General features: G+C 34.3%; 16 protein-coding genes, 1 tRNA gene and 1 pseudogene. 11 read left to right on the forward strand and 7 right to left on the reverse strand.

Features of this window, described 5'->3' with window-relative positions; genetic code table 11:
* The 5 genes from FJV36_RS12510 to FJV36_RS12530 all read right to left on the reverse strand — a co-directional run.
* A partial coding sequence (locus FJV36_RS12510) for a transposase (protein WP_199251040.1) occupies nucleotides 1-425 on the reverse strand: 425 nt, incomplete at its 3' end.
* A gap of 681 nt (nucleotides 426-1,106) precedes the next feature.
* Nucleotides 1,107-1,180, reverse strand: a tRNA-His gene (locus FJV36_RS12515).
* Between the two features lie 86 nt (nucleotides 1,181-1,266).
* Nucleotides 1,267-1,983 (reverse strand): bacillithiol biosynthesis deacetylase BshB1, encoded by a 717-nt coding sequence (gene bshB1 / locus FJV36_RS12520; protein WP_158729433.1) that lies wholly within the window; start codon nucleotides 1,981-1,983, stop codon nucleotides 1,267-1,269.
* Between the two features lie 34 nt (nucleotides 1,984-2,017).
* A complete protein-coding gene (locus FJV36_RS12525) occupies nucleotides 2,018-3,109 on the reverse strand; it encodes an isochorismate synthase (RefSeq protein WP_158729434.1) in 1,092 nt (363 codons plus the stop codon).
* Entirely contained in the window at nucleotides 3,109-3,546 is a 438-nt protein-coding gene (locus FJV36_RS12530) for a PaaI family thioesterase (protein ID WP_086453826.1), read from the reverse strand. Before FJV36_RS12530 ends, FJV36_RS12525 begins: the two co-directional genes overlap by 1 nt.
* Before the next feature lie 112 nt (nucleotides 3,547-3,658).
* On the opposite strand from FJV36_RS12530, the gene FJV36_RS12535 reads away from it, so the two are divergent.
* The 6 genes from FJV36_RS12535 (at nucleotide 3,659) to FJV36_RS12560 (ending at nucleotide 15,680) form a co-directional block, all read left to right on the forward strand.
* Nucleotides 3,659-5,185 carry a hypothetical protein gene (locus tag FJV36_RS12535; protein WP_158729435.1) on the forward strand — a complete coding sequence of 509 codons (1,527 nt, stop codon included), beginning with the start codon at nucleotides 3,659-3,661 and terminating at the stop codon, nucleotides 5,183-5,185.
* Nucleotides 5,186-5,347: 162 nt separating this feature from the next.
* Complete coding sequence (locus FJV36_RS12540) at nucleotides 5,348-7,462, forward strand: endonuclease (RefSeq protein WP_158729436.1); 2,115 nt, start codon at nucleotides 5,348-5,350, stop codon at nucleotides 7,460-7,462.
* Nucleotides 7,463-7,847: 385 nt separating this feature from the next.
* Nucleotides 7,848-9,689 carry an endonuclease gene (locus FJV36_RS12545; RefSeq protein ID WP_158729437.1) on the forward strand — a complete coding sequence of 614 codons (1,842 nt, stop codon included), beginning with the start codon at nucleotides 7,848-7,850 and terminating at the stop codon, nucleotides 9,687-9,689.
* Between the two features lie 92 nt (nucleotides 9,690-9,781).
* On the forward strand, nucleotides 9,782-13,444 hold the full coding sequence (gene purL / locus FJV36_RS12550; RefSeq protein ID WP_158981171.1) for a phosphoribosylformylglycinamidine synthase: 3,663 nt from the start codon (nucleotides 9,782-9,784) through the stop codon (nucleotides 13,442-13,444).
* Between the two features lie 372 nt (nucleotides 13,445-13,816).
* Nucleotides 13,817-14,701, forward strand: a complete 885-nt coding sequence (locus FJV36_RS12555; RefSeq protein WP_158981173.1) for a hypothetical protein — start codon at nucleotides 13,817-13,819, stop codon at nucleotides 14,699-14,701.
* A gap of 19 nt (nucleotides 14,702-14,720) precedes the next feature.
* Nucleotides 14,721-15,680 carry a fasciclin domain-containing protein gene (locus FJV36_RS12560; protein WP_158981175.1) on the forward strand — a complete coding sequence of 320 codons (960 nt, stop codon included), beginning with the start codon at nucleotides 14,721-14,723 and terminating at the stop codon, nucleotides 15,678-15,680.
* 78 nt (nucleotides 15,681-15,758) lie between these two features.
* On the opposite strand, the gene FJV36_RS12565 is transcribed toward FJV36_RS12560, so the two are convergent.
* Complete coding sequence (locus FJV36_RS12565; protein WP_158981177.1) at nucleotides 15,759-16,682, reverse strand: LysR family transcriptional regulator; 924 nt, start codon at nucleotides 16,680-16,682, stop codon at nucleotides 15,759-15,761.
* A gap of 478 nt (nucleotides 16,683-17,160) precedes the next feature.
* On the opposite strand from FJV36_RS12565, the gene FJV36_RS12570 reads away from it, so the two are divergent.
* The 5 genes and pseudogenes from FJV36_RS12570 to FJV36_RS12590 all read left to right on the forward strand — a co-directional run bounded on the left by FJV36_RS12570 (nucleotide 17,161) and on the right by FJV36_RS12590 (nucleotide 25,339).
* Nucleotides 17,161-18,936 carry a long-chain fatty acid--CoA ligase gene (locus FJV36_RS12570; protein ID WP_158729442.1) on the forward strand — a complete coding sequence of 592 codons (1,776 nt, stop codon included), beginning with the start codon at nucleotides 17,161-17,163 and terminating at the stop codon, nucleotides 18,934-18,936.
* 271 nt (nucleotides 18,937-19,207) lie between these two features.
* Nucleotides 19,208-19,660: pseudogene (locus FJV36_RS12575) on the forward strand (MarR family winged helix-turn-helix transcriptional regulator); the annotation flags it as partial.
* Nucleotides 19,661-19,839: 179 nt separating this feature from the next.
* Complete coding sequence (locus FJV36_RS12580; RefSeq protein WP_158729443.1) at nucleotides 19,840-22,230, forward strand: 3-hydroxyacyl-CoA dehydrogenase/enoyl-CoA hydratase family protein; 2,391 nt, start codon at nucleotides 19,840-19,842, stop codon at nucleotides 22,228-22,230.
* A gap of 81 nt (nucleotides 22,231-22,311) precedes the next feature.
* Complete coding sequence (locus tag FJV36_RS12585; protein ID WP_158729444.1) at nucleotides 22,312-23,493, forward strand: acetyl-CoA C-acyltransferase; 1,182 nt, start codon at nucleotides 22,312-22,314, stop codon at nucleotides 23,491-23,493.
* A 40-nt stretch (nucleotides 23,494-23,533) separates the two neighbouring features.
* Nucleotides 23,534-25,339, forward strand: coding sequence for an acyl-CoA dehydrogenase family protein (locus tag FJV36_RS12590; RefSeq protein ID WP_158729445.1), 1,806 nt, complete (start codon nucleotides 23,534-23,536; stop codon nucleotides 25,337-25,339).
* A gap of 147 nt (nucleotides 25,340-25,486) precedes the next feature.
* Here the strand turns inward: FJV36_RS12590 and FJV36_RS12595 are convergent, their stop codons facing one another.
* Complete coding sequence (locus tag FJV36_RS12595; RefSeq protein ID WP_158729446.1) at nucleotides 25,487-26,407, reverse strand: YihY/virulence factor BrkB family protein; 921 nt, start codon at nucleotides 26,405-26,407, stop codon at nucleotides 25,487-25,489.
* Between the last annotated feature and the right edge of the window lie 338 nt (nucleotides 26,408-26,745).

Consider the following 26,745-nt stretch of genomic DNA (forward strand, 5'->3'; position numbering starts at 1 on the left):
ATAGACTTCGAACGAATTATTCCTTTTTCAATAGCAATAGTTACTGTTTTATTTATCAATAGATTTAATAAGTCGGTGTCTTTCAAGCGTAGTTTTCTAAATTTTGTCAACGAACTAGAATTGATAACATCTTCTTCTGGATTCATATCCAAAAAATATTTAAAGGACATATCGTAACGCGAACGTTCCACTACATCAACATCGGAAACAGTGTAAATTGTTTTAAGAAGCAAATACTTGAACATACGAACAGGGCTTTCTGCCATACGTCCATTATTGGTGCAGTACTTATTTAATAATTCATCATAAATGAAGGAAAAATCTATTAAATCATTGATTTTTCTCAGAATGTTATTCTTTGGAATAATTAAATCATATAAAGAAGAATGTTCACTGAACTGTATTGATTGCTGTTGTACTAACATCTAAAAGCTCTTATAATTACAGCTAAATATACCAAAAAAGGAGTAGAAATACTAAGCTTTCTACTTCTTTTATTTATCAATTTATTCGAAAAAAGACTTTTTCAGTGCCCTCGCAGTAATGTGAGGGTTTTTTGTTTTTGGGCATGACCGTCCGTAAAAACTGCGGGTCGGGCTAGAGGGCACTGAAAAAGTCCCTGTTTTCAAAAATCATTAAAAAAAGTGATTAAATAAGGCTTTGATTTTATTTAATCGTCTTTTTTTAGTCAAATTTAATCTTCTTAGATTACAAGGGGTTTGTAATAACTAAAAGGAGCGAAACCATTGTGTTTTCGCTCCTTTTTAGTTATTTTCATTTTCCTTATTCGAGGGACTTTTTCAGTGCCCTCAATTATTTTGAGGCGTATTTTTTTTATTCAAAACCCAAAACAATCTAGCAGTACAAACCGTACTTCCTAACCGTTTATAAACATTAAACAGATCTCTTTCCTTCCAAAGCAAATTAAACTATTGAGTGCAACTAAATACTATTTTAATCCTGTTTTAAGCCATTAGAAAACTAAACGACTCCTTTACCACACATCAAAAAAAATAGGCTTTATAATATTTCTAAAACCCACAAAATGTAGCTGAATTATAGATACAAAAAAAGCCTCGAATTTCTTCGAGGCTTTTGCTTTTTTGGGTGGATGACCGGGTTCGAACCGGCGACCCTCGGTACCACAAACCGATGCTCTAACCAGCTGAGCTACAACCACCATTTGCTTAGCGGTGGCAAAGATACAACTAAAGTTTACTTTTGCAAACGTTTTTTAAAAATTTTTTAAAAAAATTTACATCATTTTTAGATCAAATCACCTAAACTATTGACAGCCACACATCTTTCTACCGTAAAACCTTCAGCATGATCTACGCCCGTGAGCCTTCCCAAATCCCTAGAACGGTAATTTAAACTTTCTAGAAAGTTTTTACTTGAAATTGGCGACTCTGGTTCTGTTGAATTAGGATCATAAAATTGAGAACCATAGGCTAATATAGATGCAACTTTTAAATCTGTAAAACCTGTAATATCCACCACAAAATCTGGAACGCTATTTTTCCATTGAATGTAATGATATACCAGTTTTGGGCGCCAAGCCGTTTGTACTTCCCCAACTAGAGCAGTTTCAATTTTAACTAACCCAGATAAAAAACAAGCATCAGATACCAATTTGCTTCCTTTAGCATGATCAATATGACGGTCGTCTTCGGCATTACACAACACTATTTCAGGTTTGTATTTCCGAATCATCTTAATTACCTCTAATTGGTGTGTTTCGTCATTTACAAAAAAACCATCACGCATCCCCAAGTTTTCTCGTACAGTTACGCCGAGTATTTTTGCAGCAGCAGCCGCTTCTTGATCTCTAATGGTTGCAGAGCCACGCGTGCCCAATTCTCCGCGAGTTAAGTCAATAATACCTACTTTTTTACCCTGTGAGATCTCTTTTAAAATAGTTCCTGCACATCCTAACTCTACATCATCTGGATGAGCGCCAAAGGCTAATATGTCTAGCTTCATACTTTTTTATTATTATTAATTGATATGATAATGATTACAACACTTTTTTCATGGTCATGGATTTATTAACACTTTCCTCCCACTCTTTTTCGGGAATACTGTCTTTTGTTACACCGCAACCCATGTACAAATGTACTTGTTTTATACTTTGCTTGTCTATCAGTTCCTGTTCATTAGCTTTAATTTGCATGCATCTCAGATTTACATATAAATCAGCGTTTTGTTGACCGCTATCCACATCACAATTCAACTCACCTAAAAAACCCGTATAAAATTCCCTATCGTAATTTTCGTTTTCAATAATAAATTTTTTAGCACTTTCCTTTGGTAAGCCACATACAGCTGGTGTAGGATGTAAGACTTGAATTGTCTTTTTAAATGATGTTTCAGGTGTAATTCTTCCGGAGATATCTGTCCTAATATGCCATAAAGAACCCGCTTGATAACTGTAAGGTTTAGACACTGTAACTGCTTCCAACTCGTTCTGCAATTTTGAAACAATAAAATCAGTCACAAATTGCTGCTCCTCAATTTCTTTGTTTTGCCAATAAACAGCTGGAGTACCAGCATTTTTTTGAGTTCCTGCCAGTGAAATGGTTTTTAAAACACCCTCTTTTATATTTAGCAGTAATTCTGGAGTTGCGCCCAGCCAAGCGCCTATTTTTGGGTGATAAAAACAATAGACAAAAGCGGTAGGATAGCTATACACCAAGGATTCATAAATCTCAAATACACTTTTATTTTCTAGAGCTACAATTTCATTTCTAGACAATACTACTTTTTCAAACTCCTTATTATTAATAGCTTGAACCCCTTTACTAACCACGCTTACAAATACTTCCTTATCTTTACTTTCAAAAAAAGGAACGCTTTTTTCTTCCTTTTGAATAAATGATTCTTGGTACTTCCATTGGAATTTTTCGGCTTTTTCTTCAGGGATATAGTACGTATTTGCTCCATCAAATGAAGAAATAACGAATCCTTTTTCTTTAAAATCATTAATAGAAAATAAAGTATCCTCTTGTTGTAAATAACCCGTAATTTCTTTTTGATTGGGTTTCCTGTACAAAACAAAGGGTAGCTTGTCAAGCAAATGATTTTGTACTTTCTGGAACATTTCATCCATTACTTATCGGTAGTTTTACGTTTAGGAAGCACCATATTTGTCAATTTACAAAGTGAAATTAAAGCGTTATTTTCATCTGTAATTTTGATTTCCCACAAGTGAATGCTCTTACCTCGGTGAATGATTCGAGCTGTTGCCGTAACAATTCCCTCTCTTTTAGCTTTAAGATGATTGGCAGATATTTCAATTCCGCGTACTTCGCTAACATCCGAGTTGACATAAATCATAGATGCAGCGCTTCCTACACTTTCTGCTAATGCTACAGATGCACCTCCATGCAACAATCCCATAGGTTGATGAACTGTAGCATTAACTGGCATAGTAGCTACTAAGAAATCTTCACCAGCATCTACATACTCAATCTGCAACGTTTGCATTAAAGTGTTTTTAGAAACATGATTGCAGTAGTTTAAAATTTTCTCTTTATCGAAAGTCATAATTGTTGGTTTAAGAATGTAAAAATAAATAAAGTAACAATAGCAATGCGCAAATACAATTGTTAATATGTTTTACAAAATAGATTTTTGTTATTTTTACAAAAAAATTACCATGCGTTTCAAATTACTTATCCTATTTGGTGTACTAACAATTGCTTTCAGTTCTTGCCGATCTGATTTTGAAACAGTAGCAAGTACTGGTGATTTAAAATTTTCAAAAGATACCGTTTATCTGGATACTGTTTTTTCAAATATCAGCTCAAGCACCTACATGCTAAAGGTATATAACCGCAGTAAAAATGATATTTCAATCCCTACCATAAAACTTGGTAAAGGTTTGAATTCAAAATACCGAATGACAGTTGACGGTTTACAAGGAAACAATGGGAAAATTTTTAGTAATGTTCCCATACTTGCGCGCGACAGCTTATTTATTTTTATAGAAACTACCGCAGCGAGTACTGATGTCAGTTCGGATACGTTTTTATATACTGATCAAATTGAATTTGACAGTGGAAGCAATCAACAAAACGTAGAACTAGTTACGCTTGTTCAAGATGCTATTTTTTTATATCCCGAACGCTTTGCCGATGGAACAACCGAAACACTTCCTGTGGGTAATGAAAAAATAAATGGTTTTTACCTCAACGAAAATGATCCTGTACATGGCAACGAATTGGTTTTTACCAAAACAAAATCCTATGTAATTTATGGTTACGCCGCAGTGCCTCCAGAAAAGACAGCCATTTTTGAAGCAGGCGCTCGTGTTTATTTTCATGCCAATTCGGGAATTGTAGTGGCCAATAAAGGATCTATTCAAGTCAAAGGAAAACAATCCTTAACACCTAAAATGGAAAACGAAGTTGTTTTTGAAGGCGACCGATTAGAACCCGCATTTGCTGACGTGCCCGGACAATGGGGAACTGTATGGCTTAGCAGCGGCAGTACTAACAACAGCTTTGAAAACTTAACCATAAAAAATGCCAGCATAGGCTTGTTGATTCAAAATAATGACGGATCCACAGTTCATATTAAGAATACCCAAATTTACAACAGCAGCAACTACGGAATATTGGCGCAGACCGCAAAAATTGAAGGTCAAAACATTGTAATAAATGCAGCAGGACAAGCAACCCTTGCTTGTACTTATGGAGGTAGTTACCTTTTTACACATTGCACTTTTAACAACAACTGGAATAGCTCACAACAACAAGCTTTGATTGTAAGCAATTTTATTACGGGTGCTGTTCCAGAGGCTAAAGACCTTACGAAAGCTCAATTTAATAATTGTATTATTTACGGATCGTATGCAACCGAAATGACATTGAGTAAAAAAACAACAGCTGCATTTGAATACCAATTTAACAATTGCTTGATTAAGTTTGATAACCGCTCAAGTACTGCAATTACAAATCCTTTATATCTATTTGATACAGATCCTGCTCACTATAATGCTATTTTACTCAATAAAGACCCTAAATTTTTAAGCATATCAAAAAACAAATTAAATATTGATAATACTTCGGCGGCTTTCGCCAAAGGAAATACGTCTTATCTTATAAATCAAGATATTATTGGAAATACAAGAACACTTCCGCCGGATTTAGGAGCATTTCAAAACAAAGTTTTACCGAAATAAAACACTGTAAATCATTTATTTACATTTTTTCTACCGTAAAAAAATAAAGTTTATTTGAATTGAAGATTTAGAAACCTACATTTAAGAAATAAGTAGTAGTTTTGCGCGATTTTTAAAACCAAAAACAAATCAATTTTAATTCAACTAACTTTAAATCAGATTATGAAACAAATTTACTCTTTGTTCTTTTTATTATTTTTTACTGTTGTTTTTGCCCAAGCTCCAGTTGGGTATTACGCTACTGCAACAGGTTCAGGTTACACCCTCAAAACACAATTGTACAATATTATAAAAGGCCATACTACGTTATCATATGGAGAATTATATGTAACTTATTCGACATCTGATATAGATAATTTTTTTGAAAAAGACGGAACAGTATTAGACATGTACTCAGAAAACCCTGCAGGAACTGATCCGTATACTTATAGCATCGCATCAACACAAAGATGTGGAAATTACACCAAAGAAGGAGATTGCTACAACAGAGAACATATAATACCACAATCTATATTCAACGACCAGTCTCCTATGGTATCTGATGCACACTTTATTACTCCGACAGATGGAAAAGTAAACGCTATACGTTCCAATTACCCGCATGCAAATGTTACAGTTGCATCACAAACAACTTTGAATGGAAGTAAACTAGGCACAGGTTCCATTTCAGGATACAGCGGACCAGTATTTGAACCTATTGATGAATTCAAAGGAGATATTGCGCGTATGTATTTCTATTTTGCTACACGCTATCAAAACACCGTTGCAAGTTATAATTTTCCAATGTTTAATAACTCAACTGGGAAAGTTTTTACAGCCGCTTTTTTAGCTCAATTGATTGCTTGGCACAATCAAGATCCTGTAAGTGAAAGAGAAATTGTGAGAAACAATGCAATTTATGCACGTCAAAACAACCGAAATCCATATATTGACAACCCAGATTATGTTGCAGCTGTATGGACAACAGAACCTGCAGATACAGAAGCCCCTTCAGCAGTTACTAATTTAACGGTTAGCAATAAGACCTCTAATACAATTACATTGACATGGAACGCCGCATCTGATAATGTCGCCGTTACTGGTTATGATGTTTATTTGAACGGTTCATTAAAAACTACTTCCACTGGATTAACTGCAACTATAACTGGGTTACTACCTTCAACTGATTATACGTTTTATATTATAGCAAGAGACGACGAGAAAAACTCTTCTGTGGCAAGTGAATCAGTAGTAGGAACTACGGAACCCGGAGATACGCAAGCCCCTTCAGTAGTTAGCAATTTAACCATTAGTAGTACAACTTCTAATACTGTTACTTTGACATGGAACGCTGCCACTGATAATGTTGCTGTAACTGGTTATGATATTTATTTAAATGGCTCGTTAAAAACCACTTCCACTAGCTTAACTAAAACTGTAACCGGATTACTGCCATCGACCGGTTATACGTTTTACATTATAGCAAGAGACGAGGCTGGAAACTTATCTGTGGCTAGTGAATCAGTACCAGTAACAACTACTGCTGCACCTGCAGGCGGATCAGGCGCTACAGAACTTTTCTTTTCTGAATATGTAGAAGGAAGTAGTTTTAACAAAGCATTAGAAATAGCTAACTTCACAGGCGCTGCTGTTGATTTGACTGGTTATTCCATTAAAAAACAATCTAATGGTGCTGGAGAATGGACAACAGGATTAAATTTAACAGGAACACTAAACTCGGGTGCTGTATTTGTTTTGGTTGATCCACAAATGGCAACAACATGTTATACGGTAGCAAATGCTAATTTATCGTCAGCGCAAGAGTCATTTAATGGAGATGATCCTATGGGACTATTCAAAAACGGAGTATTAATTGATATTATTGGAACTTTCAACGGTGGTACAGCAAAATTTGGCGCAGATGTTACCATACGTAGAAAACCAAGCATTACTGCTCCTAATACTACTTTTAACAAAACTACAGAGTGGGACTCTTTCGCAAGCAATACTTGTGACGGAATAGGTACTCACACAGTAACAACTTTATCTAGCGAAGATTTTGAAAGCAGCGGAATTTTGCTTTATCCAAACCCATCAAACGGAGTGGTAAAAGTCAATTTCCCAAGTGAAAACGAAAAATATGCTGTTCAAGTGTATTCAATTATAGGGCAAAAAGTATTTGAAGAAAACTTTAACAATAGTAACACAGCAATTTTAGATGGTCTTGAAAGAGGAATTTACATTGTTAAAATTACAACTTCAAGCAAAACATTTACAAAAAAATTGATTGTAAATTAAGAGCATTCTAGAAGATACCAAGCGGCACTGAGTGCCGCTTTTTTTATATCCATATTTTTCAATTTAATTAGAATTAAAATACTATTATAACATCTTATAAAGTTTAAAAATAGAGGATGTAAGAAATATTCTTTTAGAATGAATTCTAAAAAAAATCTATAAAATACACTAGCGGATTAAAAATACAAAATTCGTAAATTAAAATAAGAATAATTTTACTTTTGATAATTATTTACAATATTATATAACAAAATCGTACTTATCTTTACAATTTCATAACATTAAAGCTGTTTAAAATTATAAATTTGCGTCATCTTAAAACCCTCATAAACAACTTGTAAGGTATTTAAAACAAACACAAAGCAAACTACTTTAAAACACAATTATGAAACACATCTACAATGCATTACTATTTTTATTTATATCTATTGCGTCAGCTCAAGCACCGAGCGGCTATTACAGTACAGCAACGGGAACGGGATACACTTTAAAAACCCAACTATACAATGTAATAAAAGGCCATACTGATCAAGGGTATGCCGGATTATGGACCACCTATGCAACATCGGATAGAGACCATCAAAATGAAAATGACAACACTATTTTCGACTTGTATTCTGAAAATCAAAATGGAACTGATCCATATACTTTTATTCTTACAACAGAGCAATGTGGTACTTATGCAGTAGAAGGTGATTGCTACAACAGAGAACACATGATTCCGCAATCTGTGTTTAACTCGGCAGCACCTATGGTATCGGATGCCCATTTTATTCCGCCAACTGATGGAAAAGTAAACGGTTTACGATCTAATTTTCCGCACGGAAATGTAGCAACAGCTTCAACAACCACTTTAAACGGAAGTAAATTAGGCACAAGTGCTGTTTCTGGATATACTGGAACTGTTTTTGAACCTGCCGCGGCTTTCAAAGGCGATATAGCTCGTATGTATTTTTATTTTGCTACACGTTATGAAAATACGGTAGCTAGCTATCCTTTTGCTATGTTTAATGGAAGTAGCAATCAAGTTTTTACAACTGCTTTTTTAAACGTACTTCTTTCTTGGCATGCTAATGATCCTGTAAGTTCAAGAGAAATTGAAAGAAACAATGCTATTTATGCACGACAAGGTAATAGAAATCCTTTTATAGACAACCCCGCTTACGTTAACGCTATTTGGGGTGGAACTACAGGAGGTGGTACAACCGATACTACGGTTCCTAGCACACCAACATCACTAACATCAACAGCTAAAACTACAACATCAGTAACACTTGCATGGAATGCCTCAACTGATAACATAGGAGTAACAGGTTATAATGTATATGTTAATGGTGTTTTAAGAACTACAGTAACAACGCTAAACACGGTGGTTAGTAGCTTAACAGCAGCTACTAGCTATGCCTTTACTGTAAGAGCAAAAGATGCAGCAGGAAATCTTTCTGGTGTGAGTAATACAGTGACTGTTGTTACCAATTCAAACAACACCGCAACTGATTTACTTTTCTCTGAATACATTGAAGGCTCTTCAAACAACAAAGCATTAGAGATTTCAAATGCAACAGGTACATCAGTCAATTTGTCGTTATATAGTATCAAGAGGCAAGCGAATGGCGCTGGAGCATGGAGTACCGGTTTGGCTTTAACAGGAACTATCAGCAGTGGTGGAAAATACACTATTGTGAACAGTTTAATGGCTTCTAGTTGTTATCCTACGAGTTCAGCCAACTTGTCAACATCCGCAACCGAAATGACTTTTAACGGAAACGACGCTGTAGGTTTGTTTAAAAACGGAGTTCTTATAGATATCATTGGAACTTTTAATGGAGGAACTGCCAATTTCTCTATAGATGAAACTATCCGCAGAAAAGCGACTGTAACGGCGCCTTCAACCACTTTTAACAAAGCTACTCAATGGGATGTCTTTGCTTTAGACACCTGCTCTAACTTAGGCAGTAGAACTACAAGTAAAACTCCAACAAACAGCATAAATACATTAACAAATACGGTAGAGATATATCCTAATCCATCACGAGGCACATTTAGTATCAACAACGCTAATACTGTTTATTCAATTGAAGTGTATTCTATTCTTGGTCAAAAAATTTACGGTTTGAAAAACACCACTCAATCTGAAATAACGATTCCGAATAGCACACCAGGAACTTATCTCGTACGATTACAAATTGACTCAAACGAGATTATAAAAAAACTCATTATTCAATAATACTAAAAGCGGCAAAATTGCCGCTTTTTTTATGCGTTGAATTTAATCTTAATTACCTAAATTTGCACCGCAATACAACAAACTACACAACAATGATTCATTTCTTTGAAAACCAAAGTAAAACCGTTTTTGCAGTACAAACGCAAAACGAAATCTCAGCTCAAGACATTTCAAAACTCAATTGGCTTTTTGCCGACGCACATATCCTAGAAAAATCCGTACTAACGGATTTTTTTGTTGGACCACGTGCCGCTATGGTTACTCCATGGAGTACCAATGCAGTGGAAATCACCCAAAACATGGGGATTTCTGGAATTATTAGAATTGAAGAATTCGAAAAAGTAGCTGCTGAATTCACTGATTTTGATCCGATGTTACTTCAAAAATACACCGAATTACATCAAGACATTTTTACAATTGCTATTCAACCAGAAGCTATTTTAGAAATTGATGATATTGATGCCTATAACAAACAAGAAGGTTTAGCTTTAAGTTTAGAAGAAGTAGAATATCTAGATAATTTAGCAACCAAATTAGAAAGAAAACTAACAGATTCTGAAATTTTTGCTTTCTCACAAGCCAATTCAGAACACTGTCGTCACAAAATTTTCAACGGGACTTTTGTAGTGGATGGAGAAGAAAAACCAACTTCCCTATTTAAGTTAATCAAAAAAACATCTCTAGAAAACCCAAACGATATCGTTTCAGCCTATAAAGATAACGTAGCTTTTGTTAAAGGTCCGAAAGTCACACAATTCGCACCAAAAAGTGCAGACAAACCTGATTTTTATGAAGAAAAGGAATTTGATTCTGTATTGTCTTTAAAAGCAGAGACACACAATTTCCCAACAACAGTTGAACCTTTCAACGGAGCTGCAACTGGTTCAGGTGGAGAAATTCGTGACAGATTGGCTGGTGGACAAGGTTCGTTACCATTAGCTGGAACTGCAGTTTATATGACTTCTTATTCGAGATTGACTAACAATCGTAAGTATGAAGAAGCTATGGCAGAACGTCCTTGGTTGTATCAAACGCCAATGGATATTTTGATTAAAGCATCAAATGGAGCTTCGGATTTTGGAAATAAATTTGGGCAACCTTTAATTACTGGTTCGGTTTTAACTTTCGAACACGAAGAAGAAAATCGCAAAATTGGTTACGATAAAGTAATCATGCAAGCAGGTGGAATTGGGTACGGAAAATTAGATCAAGCGATTAAAAAGAAACCACAAGAAGGTGATAAAATTGTTATTCTTGGGGGAGAAAATTATAGAATTGGAATGGGTGGCGCTGCGGTTTCCTCTGCAGATACAGGAGCTTTTGGTTCAGGAATTGAATTAAATGCCATCCAACGTTCTAATCCAGAAATGCAAAAACGTGCCGCAAATGCTATTCGTGGTTTAGTGGAAAGTGATCACAATCCAATTGTTTCGATTCATGATCATGGTGCAGGTGGACACCTAAATTGTTTGTCTGAATTAGTAGAAGAAACAGGTGGATTAATCGATTTAGATAAATTACCCGTTGGCGATCCAACGCTTTCTGCTAAAGAAATCATCGGAAACGAATCTCAAGAAAGAATGGGATTAGTAATTGGTGCGAAAGACATGGACATCTTACAACGAATTGCACATAGAGAACGTTCTCCAATGTATGAAGTAGGTGTAGTTACTAATGACCACAGATTTACATTCGAATCGAAATCTACAGGTTTAAAACCTATGGATTATGCTTTGGAAGACTTTTTCGGAAGTTCGCCAAAAACCATTATGACTGATTCAACAATTGTTAGAAATTATAGCAATTCAGAATATAACTCAAAAGAAATTCCAACCTATTTAGAGCAAGTTTTACAACTTGAAGCTGTGGCTTGTAAAGATTGGTTAACTAACAAAGTCGACCGTTGTGTAGGTGGAAAAGTAGCGAAACAACAGTGTACTGGACCGTTACAATTACCTTTAAATAATGTAGGTGTAATGGCTTTAGACTTCAAAGGAAAAGAAGGAATTGCAACATCCATTGGCCACGCTCCTATTTCGTCATTAATTGATCCAGTTGCTGGTACAAGAAATGCTATTGCAGAATCGCTTTCTAACTTAGTTTGGGCACCATTGAAAGATGGTTTAGATTCTGTTTCCTTATCGGCAAACTGGATGTGGGCTTGTAAAAATGAAGGTGAAGATGCTCGTTTATATGAAGCGGTTCAAGCTTGTTCAGATTTTGCTATCGAATTAGGAATCAATATTCCAACCGGAAAAGATTCGCTTTCGATGAAGCAAAAATATCCGAATGATGAAGTCATTGCACCAGGAACAGTGATTATTTCTGCTGCTGGAAATTGTTCAAACATTACGAAAGTTGTAGAACCAGTTTTACAACGAAATGGTGGAAACATTTACTACTTAAACTTATCGCAAGATTCGTTTAAATTAGGTGGTTCTTCATTCAATCAAACCCAAAATAAAGTAGGTAATGAAACGCCAACTATCAAAAATGCTGCATTCTTTAAAACGGCATTTAATACGTTACAAGATTTAATTAAAAATAGAAAAATCAAAGCAGGACATGATATTGGAAGTGGTGGATTAATCACAACTTTATTAGAAATGTGTTTTGCAGATGTGAATTTAGGTGCGAATTTCGACTTAACTTCTATTAACGAAAAGGATTCTACCAAATTGTTATTCTCTGAAAATATTGCAGTAGTTTTCCAAGCGGATGCTGAAGTAGAAGCTACATTTAAAGCAAATGGTGTTGAAATTTTCAATATTGGATCGGTTACGAATTCGGATACTATTTCTATTGTAAATCATGAAGACACATTTGAATTCTCTTCAAAAAAATATAGAGAAATTTGGTTTGAAACGTCTTTCTTATTAGACCAGAAACAAACTAAAAACGGTAAATCATTAGAGCGTTTTGAAAATTTCGCGAATCAACCTTTATCGTTTATTTTCCCATCGCATTTTGATGGAAAATTACCAGTAGTTTCCAATACGAACAGACCAAAAGCAGCAATTATTCGCGAAAAAGGAAGTAATTCGGAACGTGAAATGGCGAATGCGATGTATTTAGCAGGTTTTGATGTAAAAGACGTTCACATGACGGATTTAATTTCTGGACGAGAAACCTTAGAAGACATTCAATTTATTGGAGCTGTTGGTGGATTCTCCAATTCAGATGTTTTAGGTTCGGCAAAAGGTTGGGCTGGAGCCTTTTTATATAATGAAAAAGCGAATACGGCCTTAAAAAACTTCTTCAAAAGAGAAGACACACTTTCTGTTGGAATTTGTAATGGTTGTCAGTTAATGATGGAATTAGAGTTGATTAATCCAGAACATGAAGTGCATGGAAAAATGAAACACAACGATTCGCACAAACATGAAAGTGGTTTTACTTCTGTGAAAATTCAGAAAAATAATTCGGTAATGCTTTCTACTTTAGAAGGAGCTACTTTAGGTGTTTGGATTTCTCACGGTGAAGGAAAATTCAACTTACCAATGGCTGAAGAAAACTATAACATTGTTGCCAAATATGGCTACGAAGAATATCCAGCTAATCCAAATGGTTCTGATTACAACACAGCCATGATGTGTGACACCACTGGAAGACATTTAGTAATGATGCCACATATTGAGCGTTCTACTTTCCCTTGGAACTGGGCTAATTATCCAGAAAGAGATCAAAAAGATGAAGTTTCACCTTGGTTAGAAGCATTTGTAAATGCCAGAACTTGGATAGAAAATAAAAAATAAGTTATATCATTTTAGTGAAACTAACTTTTAAGAAGGCGCTTTTTTTACAAAAGCGCCTTTTTTTATATAATACTTTGATCTTCATCACTATTTTGAACGTTAACTAGTAAAGAATCTCAATTAAACTAGAATTAATACAATACTTCACGGAATCTAATTACTTAAAACAACGCGATACAGGATTTATTTAAAATAAATAAAAATTAAGAAAGAGACTTTACAGGGAGGTGTGCAATCCTTACTTTAGCAAGCATAACACATTGAAAAATTAACACTTATAAATAAATTGATTTCTTTTCAACAAAAATAAAACCAAAAGAGAAGTATCTCCGTAAATGAAAAAATAAAGTTCAACAATAAACAACAACCATTATGATTAAAAAACAAATAGTACTATTGCTTGCAGTAACAACACTAGGATGTGTAACCACTGCATTTTCACAAAGCCCAATTAGCGGTTTTATGCAAGGAAAAGGAAAGGGAAATGTTGCGCTTTCTTATAGTTTTGAGAAATATGATAATGTTTTTCTGGTTCCAGAAGAAGTTGAGAGCGTTCCTGTATTTAATGATGTAAAAATTACTAGCGCATCCATTTATGGTGTTTATGGAATTTCAGACCAAGTTGATGTAGTTATGGTTTTACCATACATCACAGCAACTGGTAATGCATCACAAGAAGTATTGACAAACAATAATTTTGAAAACGAAAGAAAAGGTCTTCAAGATATTTCTGTTTTTGTAAAGTACAGTCCGTTTTATTTTGATTTCGACAACTCATCGCTCCGCCTAATCGGAGCTTTAGGACTTAAAACACCGCTAGGAGATTACAATGTCAATGAAGGATTACAATCTATCATCGCTATTGGAAACCGTTCTACAACAGTAAGCACAACAGGTATGGCCATGTATAAAATGAATTCGGGAGTATTTGCATCCGCGCAATTTGCTGGAAACTTTGCTTCAGATGAAGTTCCAAATTCTTATTCAAGTGAAGTAAAATTAGGATATGCAGCATCATTATTCTACGCTGATGCTTTTATTGCTAACCAAACATCAACAAGCGGAGTTGATATCCTTGGACAGGGATTCACAGGTTTTTTCCCAAGCACCCAAGTAAATTATACCAAAATAGGATTAAATCTTTATACCCCAATTACTAAAGCGGTAGGTATTTCAGCAGGTGCAAGCACGCTAATTGAAGGTAGAAACGTAGGTAAAGCAACTGGTTTATACGGTGGTTTAGTATACAAATTTTAATAAAAAACAGATAACAAAAATGAAAAACGTAAACATAAAAAGCGTCGTAGTTGCGCTAACATTACTAGCTACATTGTCATCATGTGAGAATGATTACCAAGATGAGAAACCAAGTATTGCAGCAATTGCAGTAGCAAACGCAAATTTTAGTACTCTTGAAGGCGCTGCCGTTCAAGGTGGAGTTGCAGGTGTACTAAGCAACAACAACCCAAACGATCCATCTGGACAGTATACCGTATTTGCTCCTACTAATGATGCTTTTGCAAAATTAGGATTTGTAAATAGTGGAAGCCTTGGCGTTTTGCAAAACAGTTTTTTAACGAATACCTTATTATACCACGTTTCTAACGGAAGTTTAATGGCAAACCAAATTACTGCTGGAGGTACATCTGCATCTGCATTAGCCATAAACAGACGTTTTATTAGTAGAGGAAGTGATTTATACATCAACGGATCAAAAATAATTCTTACCAACGTAGCAGCAAGTAACGGAACAGTACACGCTATAGATAAAGTAATGATTGCAACCGGAGTAAACATTGTAGAATCAGCAATACTACTTAAAGATTCTAAAGTTTTTAAATCACCAGAACTTACATTTTTAGTTCAAGCTGTTATTTCTTCTGGATTAGCACCTACACTAGCAGATCCTAATAATAATTTTACCATTTATGCGCCTACAGATGCTGCATTTAAAGCCGCTGGTTTTGCAACAATACAAGACGTAGCCAATGCTCCTAAGGCAGTATTAGCACAAGTACTTTTAAACCATGCAATTAGTGGTGGTAAATTTACATCTGAGCAAACTGCAACAACAGCTACAACAGCTGGTGGTGGTACTTTAACATACAGCCCGTTCTTAAACGGAGTATTTACAGTTAAAAGTAATGGTAATACTATTCCAGCTAACATGGTTATTCCTGATATCCAATGCAGCAATGGTGTGGTTCATATCATTGATAAAGTTTTATTACCATAAAAATTATAACTCCTAATATAAATGAAATAGTCTTACCTAAAGTAAGGCTATTTTTTTTGGTTGTACCAAAAAAAAAAATTAATACCCTTCAGACCAGTTGAATTTTTCTTTAATAATAGTTGCTTTTTCATCAGCCAAATGCGCTAAGAATGCTGCTGCCACTGGTGCATGTTTTTTTCCTTTAAGCCATATAATACTCCAAGTTGTGGTAATAGGTAATCCTTTAAACGGTATAATCTGAAGTTCTTTATTAGCCAACTCATTTTTTATTCCAATAAGTGGCATAATAGAACATCCTAGTCCTGCAATTACAGCTTGTTTTACTGCTTCATTTGAGGTTAATTCCATTTTTTTAGGAATCATAACAGCATTTTTATCTATAAAATTTTCCATTAATTGGCGTGTTCCCGATCCTTTTTCTCTAAAAATAAGAGGAACTTCATCAAAAATAGCACTGGAACTTTTAAGTTTTGAATAGTCTAAATTTGAATTAGCAACGAGATACAATTTATTTTGCAAAAGGTCTAATTGTTCCACATTCAAATTAGAAGGTAAAACAGAAACTAAGGCAAAATCTATTTCATTCTTTTCAAGACTACTTAAAACCATACTTTTATTAGTCACATCCATTTGAAGTTCAATACTTGAATGCAGCTTCATAAAACGAGATAAAAAATACGGCATAACATATTTACCAGTAGACACTACTGACACTTTTAATCTACCACTCAATTGCCCCTTGAAGGCCATTGTTTTGTAGTTTATAGTCTCCACTTGGTTGATTATATTTTGCGCTACATCTGCAATTTCTTGACCAAAATCAGTGATGTAAAGCCTTCTACCCACAACTTCAGAAAGAGGAATATCAAATTGATCTTGAAAATTTTTTAATTGAATAGAAACTGCAGGTTGAGTAAGATGCAACGCCTCGGCTGCTTTAGTAACACTTTTGGTTTGAACTACTTTGAGAAATATTTGTAGTTGATGGAGCGTGTAGTTCATATATATACTTTATGATAATCATTACAAATATAAATAAAAATTAATGTATCTTAAATATTACTTTAGCAAAAAAATTATTTAAGAAGCTTTTTTTTTGGGGAATTAGTTCTTTAATGAAGTTAAATAAAATATTGTAGTTCGATTTCTGATATTTTGAATTAGTACTCAAATACGGTAACGTCAATATTTCTTGTTTACATTATATTCGCTTAATTAAATCAAAATAATTAAGCGAATTAATTCCTTTTCAACTCAGGGCAACAAGTAAATTCAATATTTTTTAAAAGTATTAATATAGTTCTAAATTACATAATTGAACGTCATATAATGTATTTATAGTTACCCCTTAATGTAGTAGAAAACCTGAATTGAGCGCTATAAAACATCAATTATGATTAATTTTCACTATAAAATTTCTAATTTTAAAAATTTATCACTAATTTTTTTTTAATTTGCACATCAAAACAACTTTTCCATAATGATAAATATCACCCGCCTCTTTGATTTCCCTTACTACCAGCAAGAAAAATATACATCTATTCCAGATGCTTTGGTTACCAAACAAAATGGAGAATGGATTAAAACTTCTACTCAGGAGTATATTGCTAATGCCAATGCCATATCTCGTGCATTGATCAAACTAGGAATACAAAAAAATGATAAAATAGCTATTATTTCTACCAATAATAGAACCGAATGGAATGTAATGGATATTGGTGTGCTACAAACAGGAGCGCAAACTGTACCTATTTATCCTACCATAGCTGAGGATGACTACGAATATATTTTGAACCACTCTGAATCTATATACTGTTTTGTATCAGATAGTGAGGTTTTACGAAAACTGCTTTTGGTTCAAAAAAATGTTCCTACCCTAAAAGGAATTTATTCTTTTAACGAAATCGAAGGATGCGCTAACTGGAAAGAATTGCTAGTTTTAGGCGAAGACATGAGCTATCAAGACGCAGTAGAACAACGTAAAAACGAAGTAAAAGCAGAAGATTTAGCCACAATCATCTACACATCTGGAACAACAGGAAGGCCTAAAGGCGTAATGCTATCGCACCAAAACATAGTTTCAAATGTGTTAGACAGCGCCAAAAGAATTCCTTTTGAAGCAGGAAAAAGTAGAGCATTGAGCTTCTTACCAATTTGTCATATTTTTGAAAGAATGATCCTTTATTTATACCAATATTATGGTGTATCTATTTATTTTGGAGAATCTATAGAACGCATTAGTGACAACATTAAAGAGGTTCAACCTACGGTAATTACTGCTGTTCCTAGACTTCTTGAAAAAGTATATGATAAAATTTATGCCAAAGGAACAGAACTCACAGGAATAAAGAAAAAACTTTTTTTCTGGGCTATTGATTTAGGTCTTGTTTATGAGCCTTACGGCAAAAACGGATTTTGGTATGAATTCCAGCTTAAAATTGCGCGAAAACTAATTTTTAGCAAATGGAAAGAAGGTTTAGGCGGAAAACTTGACCTGATGGTATCTGGAAGTGCTGCTTTGCAACCTAGATTAGCCAGAATTTTTGCAGCAGCAGAAATCCCGGTTATGGAAGGATATGGCTTAACTGAAACTTCTCCTGTAATATCTGTAAACGACATTAGAAATAAAGGTTTTAGAGTAGGTACGGTAGGAAAAGTAATTGATAACGTATCAGTAGTGATTGCGGAAGATGGTGAAATTCTTTGCAAAGGTCCTAATGTAATGATGGGTTATTACAAAGACCCACAACTAACAAGCGAAGTAATTACAGATAATTACTTTCATACTGGAGACATAGGAGAATTTGACAAAGAAGGATTCTTGAAGATAACAGATCGTAAAAAAGAAATGTTTAAAACCTCAGGAGGAAAATATATTGCACCACAACTTATTGAAAATACCATGAAACAATCTCGCTTTATTGAGCAAATCATGGTAATAGGTGACGGGCAAAAAATGCCAGGAGCCTTCATTCAACCTAGTTTTGATTTCATTAAAGAATGGGCTTTAATTCATAAAATTGAATTAGGTAACAGTAATGAAGCCATTGTAGCCAATGAAAAAGTCATAGAACGCATTCAGCAAGAAGTAGATACTTTAAATGAAAAATTTGGAAATTGGGAAAAAATAAAACGTTTTGAACTTACCCCAAATGTGTGGTCTATAGAAGGTGGAGAACTTACTCCTACCCTTAAATTAAAACGAAAAATAGTTTTACAAAAATATGCCGACTTATTTAATAAGATTTACAATTAATATGAGGTCCTAAATTCATAATATTAATTTTAATAAATTTAAAATATAATGTTTCCCATTATCAGCCACAAGATTTGCTTGTGGCTTTTTTTTGTGTAGAATTTAATGGCTACAACAAAGTGATCAGATCCATTCCCACGACACTTAACGCTATAAAGTTCTCATATTCAATAATGTTTTTTTATATTTAATAAATATTTAATAAAAAAAACGTTTTTATTATGCGTGCATAGTATTTTTTTTATTATATTTGAAATCGATATAGTCTCCCATGAAAGATAAAACAATAGATTACATATTAAGAGCAACTTGGCAGGCTGTCGCAAGAATGTACAATGAAGAGGCATCTAAATATGATGCTAGCATGGCAACTGGTTTTGCATTACTGAGCATAGATAAAGAAGGAGGCACACCCTCAACTTCATTAGGACCTAAAATGGGAATGGAAGCCACAAGCTTAACCAGAACTCTTAAATCCATGGAAGAAAAGGGCTTGATTATTCGCAAGAAAAATCCTGAGGATGGACGTGGAGTATTGATTTACTTAACAGAATTTGGAAAAGAAAAAAGAGAGCTTTCGAAAAATACAGTTCTAAAATTTAATGATGCCGTACGGAAATCAATTTCAGAAGAAAAACTACAACACTTTATTGAAGTTGCTGATATTATTAACGAATTAATTGTAGAAAAAAACATTTTCAACAACAACAACAACAACAACAACAACAACAACAACAACAACAACAACAACAACAACAACAACAACAACAACAACAACAACAACAACTCACTTGATGTGCTTGTCGAAAAAGTAAACACTGAGGAAACAGTTGAATTAGAGTCAAATGTATCACTACATAGATAAATCAATACAAATTAAAAAAAAATAAATATAAACGAAGTATGAAACGCACCATCAAAAAAGTTGCAGTAATAGGATCCGGAATTATGGGTTCTGGAATTGCTTGTCATTTTGCTAACATTGGAGTTGAAGTATTGCTTTTGGATATTATCCCAAGAGAATTAACGGATGCCGAAGCAAAAAAAGGACTCACACTAGAGAGTAAAATTGTTAGAAATCGATTGGTAAATGATAGTTTAGCTACAGCTTTAAAATCAAAGCCATCTCCTATTTACAGTCAAAAATTTGCAAACCGCATCTCAACTGGTAATACAACAGATGACATGGCAAAAATTGCTGGTGTAGATTGGATTATTGAGGTTGTTGTAGAAAGACTTGATATTAAAAAATTAGTTTTTGAACAAATTGAAAAATTTAGAAAACCTGGAACATTGGTTACTTCTAACACTTCTGGTATTCCTATTCACTTTATGAGTGAAGGTAGAAGTGAAGATTTTCAAAAGCATTTTTGTGGAACCCACTTTTTTAACCCAGCGCGTTACTTAAAATTATTTGAAATTATTCCTGGGCCACAAACAAGCACAGAGGTTTTAGATTTTCTTACCGTTTATGGAGAGAAGTTTTTAGGGAAAACTTCGGTTTTGGCCAAAGATACTCCAGCGTTTATTGGAAACCGTATTGGAATTTATGGAATTCAAAGTTTGTTTCACTTGGTAAAAGAAATGGGACTTACTATTGAAGAAGTTGATAAATTAACGGGACCTGTTATTGGTCGTCCAAAATCGGCTACCTTTAGAACTGTTGATGTTGTAGGTTTAGATACTTTAGTTCATGTTGCCAATGGTATTTATGAAAACTGTCCAAATGATGAGCAACACGACTTGTTTAAACTTCCTGGATTTGTAAACACCATGATGGAAAACAAATGGTTGGGTAGCAAAACAGGACAAGGATTTTATAAAAAAGAAGGAAAAGAAATCTTAACCTTAGATCTAGATACATTAGAATATAGAGCTGCAAAAAAAGCATCTTTTGCAACACTTGAACTTACCAAAACTATTGATAAACCAATCAACCGTTTTAAAGTTCTTGTAAAAGGAAAAGATAAAGCAGGTGAATTTTACAGAAAAAGTTTTGCTGGATTATTTGCTTATGTGTCTAACCGAATTCCTGAAATTGCAGATGAATTTTACAAGATAGACGATGCTATGAAAGCAGGTTTTGGATGGGAAAATGGACCATTTGAAATTTGGGATGCTATAGGTGTTGAAAAAGGAATTGAAATCATGAAAGCAGAAGGTTTAGCTCCTGCTGCATGGGTAAATGAAATGTTAGCTTCTGGAAACACTAGTTTCTATTCAGTAAAAGAAGGATCTACGTTTTTCTATAATATTGATACAAAATCACAAACAAAAATTCCAGGACAAGATGCCTTTATTATTCTAAATAATATTCGCGAAAGCAAAAAAGTTTGGAGTAACAGCGGTGCAATCATCCAAGATTTAGGAGATGGAATATTGAATTTAGAATTCCAATCTAAAATGAATACAATTGGTGGTGATGTTTTACAAGCTATCAATAAAGCAATTGATTTATCTGAGAAAGAATATCAAGGATTGGTTATTGGGAATCAAGCAGCAAACTTCTCTGTAGGTGCTAATATTGGAATGATTTTCATGATGGCTGTGGAGCAAGAGTATGATGAATTGAATATGGCTATCAAAATGTTCCAAGACACGATGATGCGCGTACGTTACTCTGGAATTCCAGTTGTAGTAGCACCACACGGAATGACTTTTGGTGGTGGTTGCGAAATGAGTTTGCATGCTGACAAAGTTGTAGCTGCGGCAGAAACCTATATGGGATTAGTTGAATTTGGTGTTGGGGTTATTCCTGGCGGTGGTGGATCTAAAGAATTGGCTATGCGTGCCTCTGATTTATTCCATAAAAATGATGTGGAGTTAAATGTACTGCAAGAATATTTCTTGACTATTGCAATGGCAAAAGTATCTACATCAGGATACGAAGCATTTGACAGTGGATTATTACAGCACGGTAAAGATATTATTGTAATCAATAAAGACAGACAGATTGCAGAAGCAAAAAAACATGCTCTATTGATGGCCGAAGCTGGTTACACACAACCAATACGTAGAAAGGATGTAAAAGTACTAGGAAAACAAGCTCTTGGTATGTTCTTAGTAGGTACAGATCAAATGGAAGCTGGAAAATACATCTCTGAACATGATAAAAAAATAGCTAATAAACTAGCTTACGTAATGGCAGGTGGTGATTTATCTGAGCCAACACTAGTAAGCGAACAATATTTATTGGATATCGAAAGAGAAGCTTTCTTGTCATTATGTACAGAAAGAAAAACATTAGAAAGAATCCAATTTATGTTGACCAAAGGGAAACCGTTGAGAAATTAATTTTAAACAATAAATTAAGACTTATAAATTAAAAATTATTATCGTTTAAAAATTTACGAGTCAAAATTCAAAATACTAGTTATGAAAACAGCCTATATAGTAAAAGCATACAGAACAGCCGTGGGGAAAGCCCCAAAAGGAGTGTTCAGATTTAAACGTCCTGATGAATTAGCAGCAGAAACCATCGAGTTTATGATGAATGAGTTGCCAAGTTTTGATAAAACACGCATTGATGACGTTATGGTAGGAAATGCAATGCCAGAGGCAGAACAAGGACTAAACGTTGCAAGACTTATTTCTTTAATGGGTTTAAAAGTAGAAGATGTTCCTGGTGTAACTGTTAATAGATATTGCGCTTCTGGTTTGGAAACTATTGGTATGGCTACAGCTAAAATTCAATCAGGAATGGCACATTGTATCATTGCAGGTGGAGCTGAAAGCATGAGTTTTATCCCAATGGGAGGTTACAAACCAACTCCGGATTATGCTGTTGCAAAAGCTGGAAACGAGGATTACTACTGGGGAATGGGTCTTACTGCTGAGGCAGTAGCACAACAATTTAAAGTATCTCGTGAGGATCAAGATGAATTTGCATACCACTCTCACATGAAAGCTTTACAAGCTCAAGCTGATGGTAAATTTGACAAGCAAATTGTTCCTATTACAGTGGAACAAACATTCCTTAATGAAAACGGAAAAAAAGAAACCAAATCATACGTTGTAAATAAAGACGAAGGTCCAAGAGCTGGAACATCAAAAGAAGCTTTGGCTGGATTACGTCCTGTTTTTGAAGCAAATGGTAGTGTGACTGCAGGAAACTCATCACAAATGAGTGATGGTGCCGCTTTTGTGTTGATCATGAGCGAAGAAATGGTAAAAGAGTACAACTTAGAGCCAATTGCTCGTTTGGTAAATTTCGCTTCGGCAGGAGTTGAACCAAGAATTATGGGTATTGGACCAGTAAAAGCAATCCCAAAGGTTTTAAAACAAGCAGGTTTGACAATTAATGACATTGATTTAATTGAGTTAAACGAAGCTTTTGCTTCTCAAGCATTAGCTGTAACCCGTGAATTAGACTTAAATCCAGAAATCATTAATGTAAATGGAGGTGCCATTGCATTAGGTCATCCACTAGGATGTACGGGAGCAAAATTATCAGTACAACTATTTGATGAAATGAAACGTAGAGGAAGCAAGTACGGAATTGTAAGCATGTGTGTAGGGACTGGTCAAGGTTCTGCAGGTATTTACGAACTTTTGTAAGCTTAGATTTAAAATAAAAACATATTAAAAAAATAAAAAAATGGCAGATACAATTGAAAAAAACGTAACCCGTGGTGGTCAGTTTTTAGTTAAAGAAACAAAATGTGAAGATATTTTCACACCTGAAGATTTTACAGAAGAGCAATTAATGATGCGTGACTCTGTAAAAGAGTTTGTAGACAAAGAATTGTGGGCTCACAAAGATCGTTTTGAAAAAAAGGATTATGCTTACACAGAAGAATCCATGAGAAAAGCAGGTGAATTAGGACTTTTAGGAGTTGCAGTTCCTGAAGCTTACGGTGGATTAGGAATGGGGTTTGTATCAACTATGTTAGTGTGCGATTACATTTCTGGAGCAACTGGATCGTTCTCAACTGCTTTTGGAGCTCATACAGGTATTGGTACTATGCCAATCACATTATATGGATCTGAGGAGCAAAAATTAAAATACGTACCTAAACTTGCTTCAGGAGAGTGGTTTGGTGCTTATTGCCTAACGGAACCAGGAGCTGGATCTGATGCAAATTCAGGAAAAACTAAAGCAGTTTTATCTGAAGATGGTACACATTATTCTATCACTGGTCAAAAAATGTGGATATCAAATGCAGGTTTCTGTAGCTTGTTTATTGTTTTTGCTAGAATTGGTGATGATAAAAACATTACAGGTTTCATAGTTGAAAATACGGATAACAACGGAATTTCAATGGGTGAAGAAGAGCATAAACTAGGAATTCGTGCTTCATCTACTCGTCAAGTTTTCTTTAACGAAACAAAAGTTCCTGTTGAAAACATGTTATCAGAAAGAGGTAACGGTTTTAAAATAGCGATGAACGCACTAAACGTAGGTCGTATCAAATTGGCAGCAGCATGTCTTGATGCACAACGTAGAGTAATCACAGGATCTGTGAAATATGCTAATGAGAGAATCCAATTTAATACAGCTATTTCTCAATTTGGTGCAATTCGTTCTAAATTAGCTGAGATGGCAACTTCTTGCTACGCAGGAGAAAGTGCTTCTTACCGTGCAGCAAAAGATATTGAAGACAGAATCATCGCTCGTGAAGCAGAAGGAACTTCTCATCAAGAAGCTGAATTAAAAGGTGTTGAAGAATATGCTATAGAATGCTCTATTTTGAAAGTTGCTGTATCAGAAGACGTTCAAAACTGTTCTGATGAAGGAATTCAAATTTTTGGAGGTATGGGATTCTCTGAAGATACTCCAATGGAAAGTGCTTGGAGAGATGCCAGAATTGCTCGTATTTACGAAGGTACAAATGAGATTAACAGAATGCTTTCAGTAGGTATGTTAATTAAAAAAGCAATGAAAGGGCATGTTGATTTATTAGGACCTGCTATGAAAGTATCTGAAGAGTTGATGGGAATTCCATCATTTGACACACCAGACTACTCAGAATTATTTGCAGAGGAAAAAGAAATCATCAAAAACTTAAAGAAATCTTTCTTGATGGTTGCTGGTAGTGCTGTTCAAAAATTTGGAGCTGACTTAGATGCACACCAACAATTATTAATGGCTGCTTCGGATATGCTAATAGAAGTTTACATGGCAGAAAGTACTATCTTGAGAACTGAAAAATTAGCCAAAAAAGAGGGAGAAGACAAAGTTCAAGAGCAAATTGCAATGGCTAAACTTTACTTGTACAAAGCCGTTGATATTGTAAACCAAAAAGGAAAAGAAAGCATTATTTCTTTTGCTGAAGGTGATGAGCAACGTATGATGTTAATGGGATTACGTCGTTTTACAAAATACACAAACATGCCAAATGTAGTGGCATTAAGAGAAATAATCACTGCTAAACTAGTAGCAGAAAATGAATATTGTTTCTAATAAAAGTTAGTTTTTAGTTTTTTTTTTAACCGCCTTGTACCTGAAAAAAACAAGGCGGTTTTTTTATGTAAACTATTTTTAAAAAATCTTCCACTACTTAAAAATGATATTTAAATAAAATAAGATCCAATAAATATTTCAAAAAAATTATTTCACTTCTTTCACCTCTAGTACTTCTACTTTAATGGCTACTGCATAGTCGTTTGGGACAATTTTATTGCCATGAGCATTGGCATATACTTTGGTAAACTCAGCTCCAAAATATAATATAATTGCCGAGTAATAAACCCAAACTAAAATAATTACAATAGAGCCTGCTGCACCATAAACAGTGGCAACCGTTGAGCTTCCTAAGTAAAAACCTATTGCAAATTTCCCTATCATAAAAAAGAAAGAAGTAAAACCAGAACCTATTAAGGCATCTTTCCACACTATTTCGCCATCTGGTAATGTTTTAAAAATCACCGAAAACAAAACAGTTGTTGTAAAAAAAAGCAATATAATATTGAGTACATAAAAAATGTATACCGTTGTATCAGGAAAATAAACTATCAAACGTGCATTTATAACATCCATAACTGTATTGAGCATTAAACTTACCATGAGCAAGAACCCTACAGATGCAATCATTGAAAAAGACATTAATCTGTTCTTAACAAACTTCATGATCCCTTTATTAGGTTTTGCTCTTAAACCCCAAATAAAATTGATAGAACTTTGAATTTCAGCAAAAACTCCCGAGGCTCCAATAAGAAGCATGATTCCACCAAAGATGGCTGCAAAAGTATTACTATCTGAAAGTTCAATATTCTTAATAGTCTCTTGAATTTGCAAAGCAGCTTGATTGCCTACCATACCGTTTATTTGACCAAAAAACCGCCCAGTAACAGCCTCTTTTCCAAAGAAAAAACTAAAAATAGACAGTATAATTATTAATAATGGAGGTAACGAAAAAATAGTAAAATAAGATAAAGATGCACTCAATTTGATTGCATTATCATTTTCAAACTCTTCATAGGTTCGTTTTAAAAGGCTCAAACCATCTTTAGCCAACTTTCTTTTATTCATTTGAAATAAGATTACTATCTAGAAGTTAAAAGAACCCTAATTTATCTTAGGTCTCAACGCGATTGTGAATACCAAAATTACAAAGAAGTTGAACACCGAATTGAAATGAATTTTATATAATTTAATTCAAAATATTTTTAAACAACCAATAAAAATAAAACATCCAAAAATTTAAGTCTTTCTTAACCCCATTTGAAATGTATTTACATAATTTTATAAATTAAATATTAAGGCACGTCAAAACAAAAAAACTAATGGAAAATAATACTAGCAGAAGAAGTTTTTTAAAGCAAACAGCAATACTTTCAACAGTAACCTTGATAGGGAATACTTTATTA

The sequence above is a fragment of the Flavobacterium sp. I-STPP5a genome (genome assembly GCF_009764685.1).
GTDB lineage: Bacteria > Bacteroidota > Bacteroidia > Flavobacteriales > Flavobacteriaceae > Flavobacterium.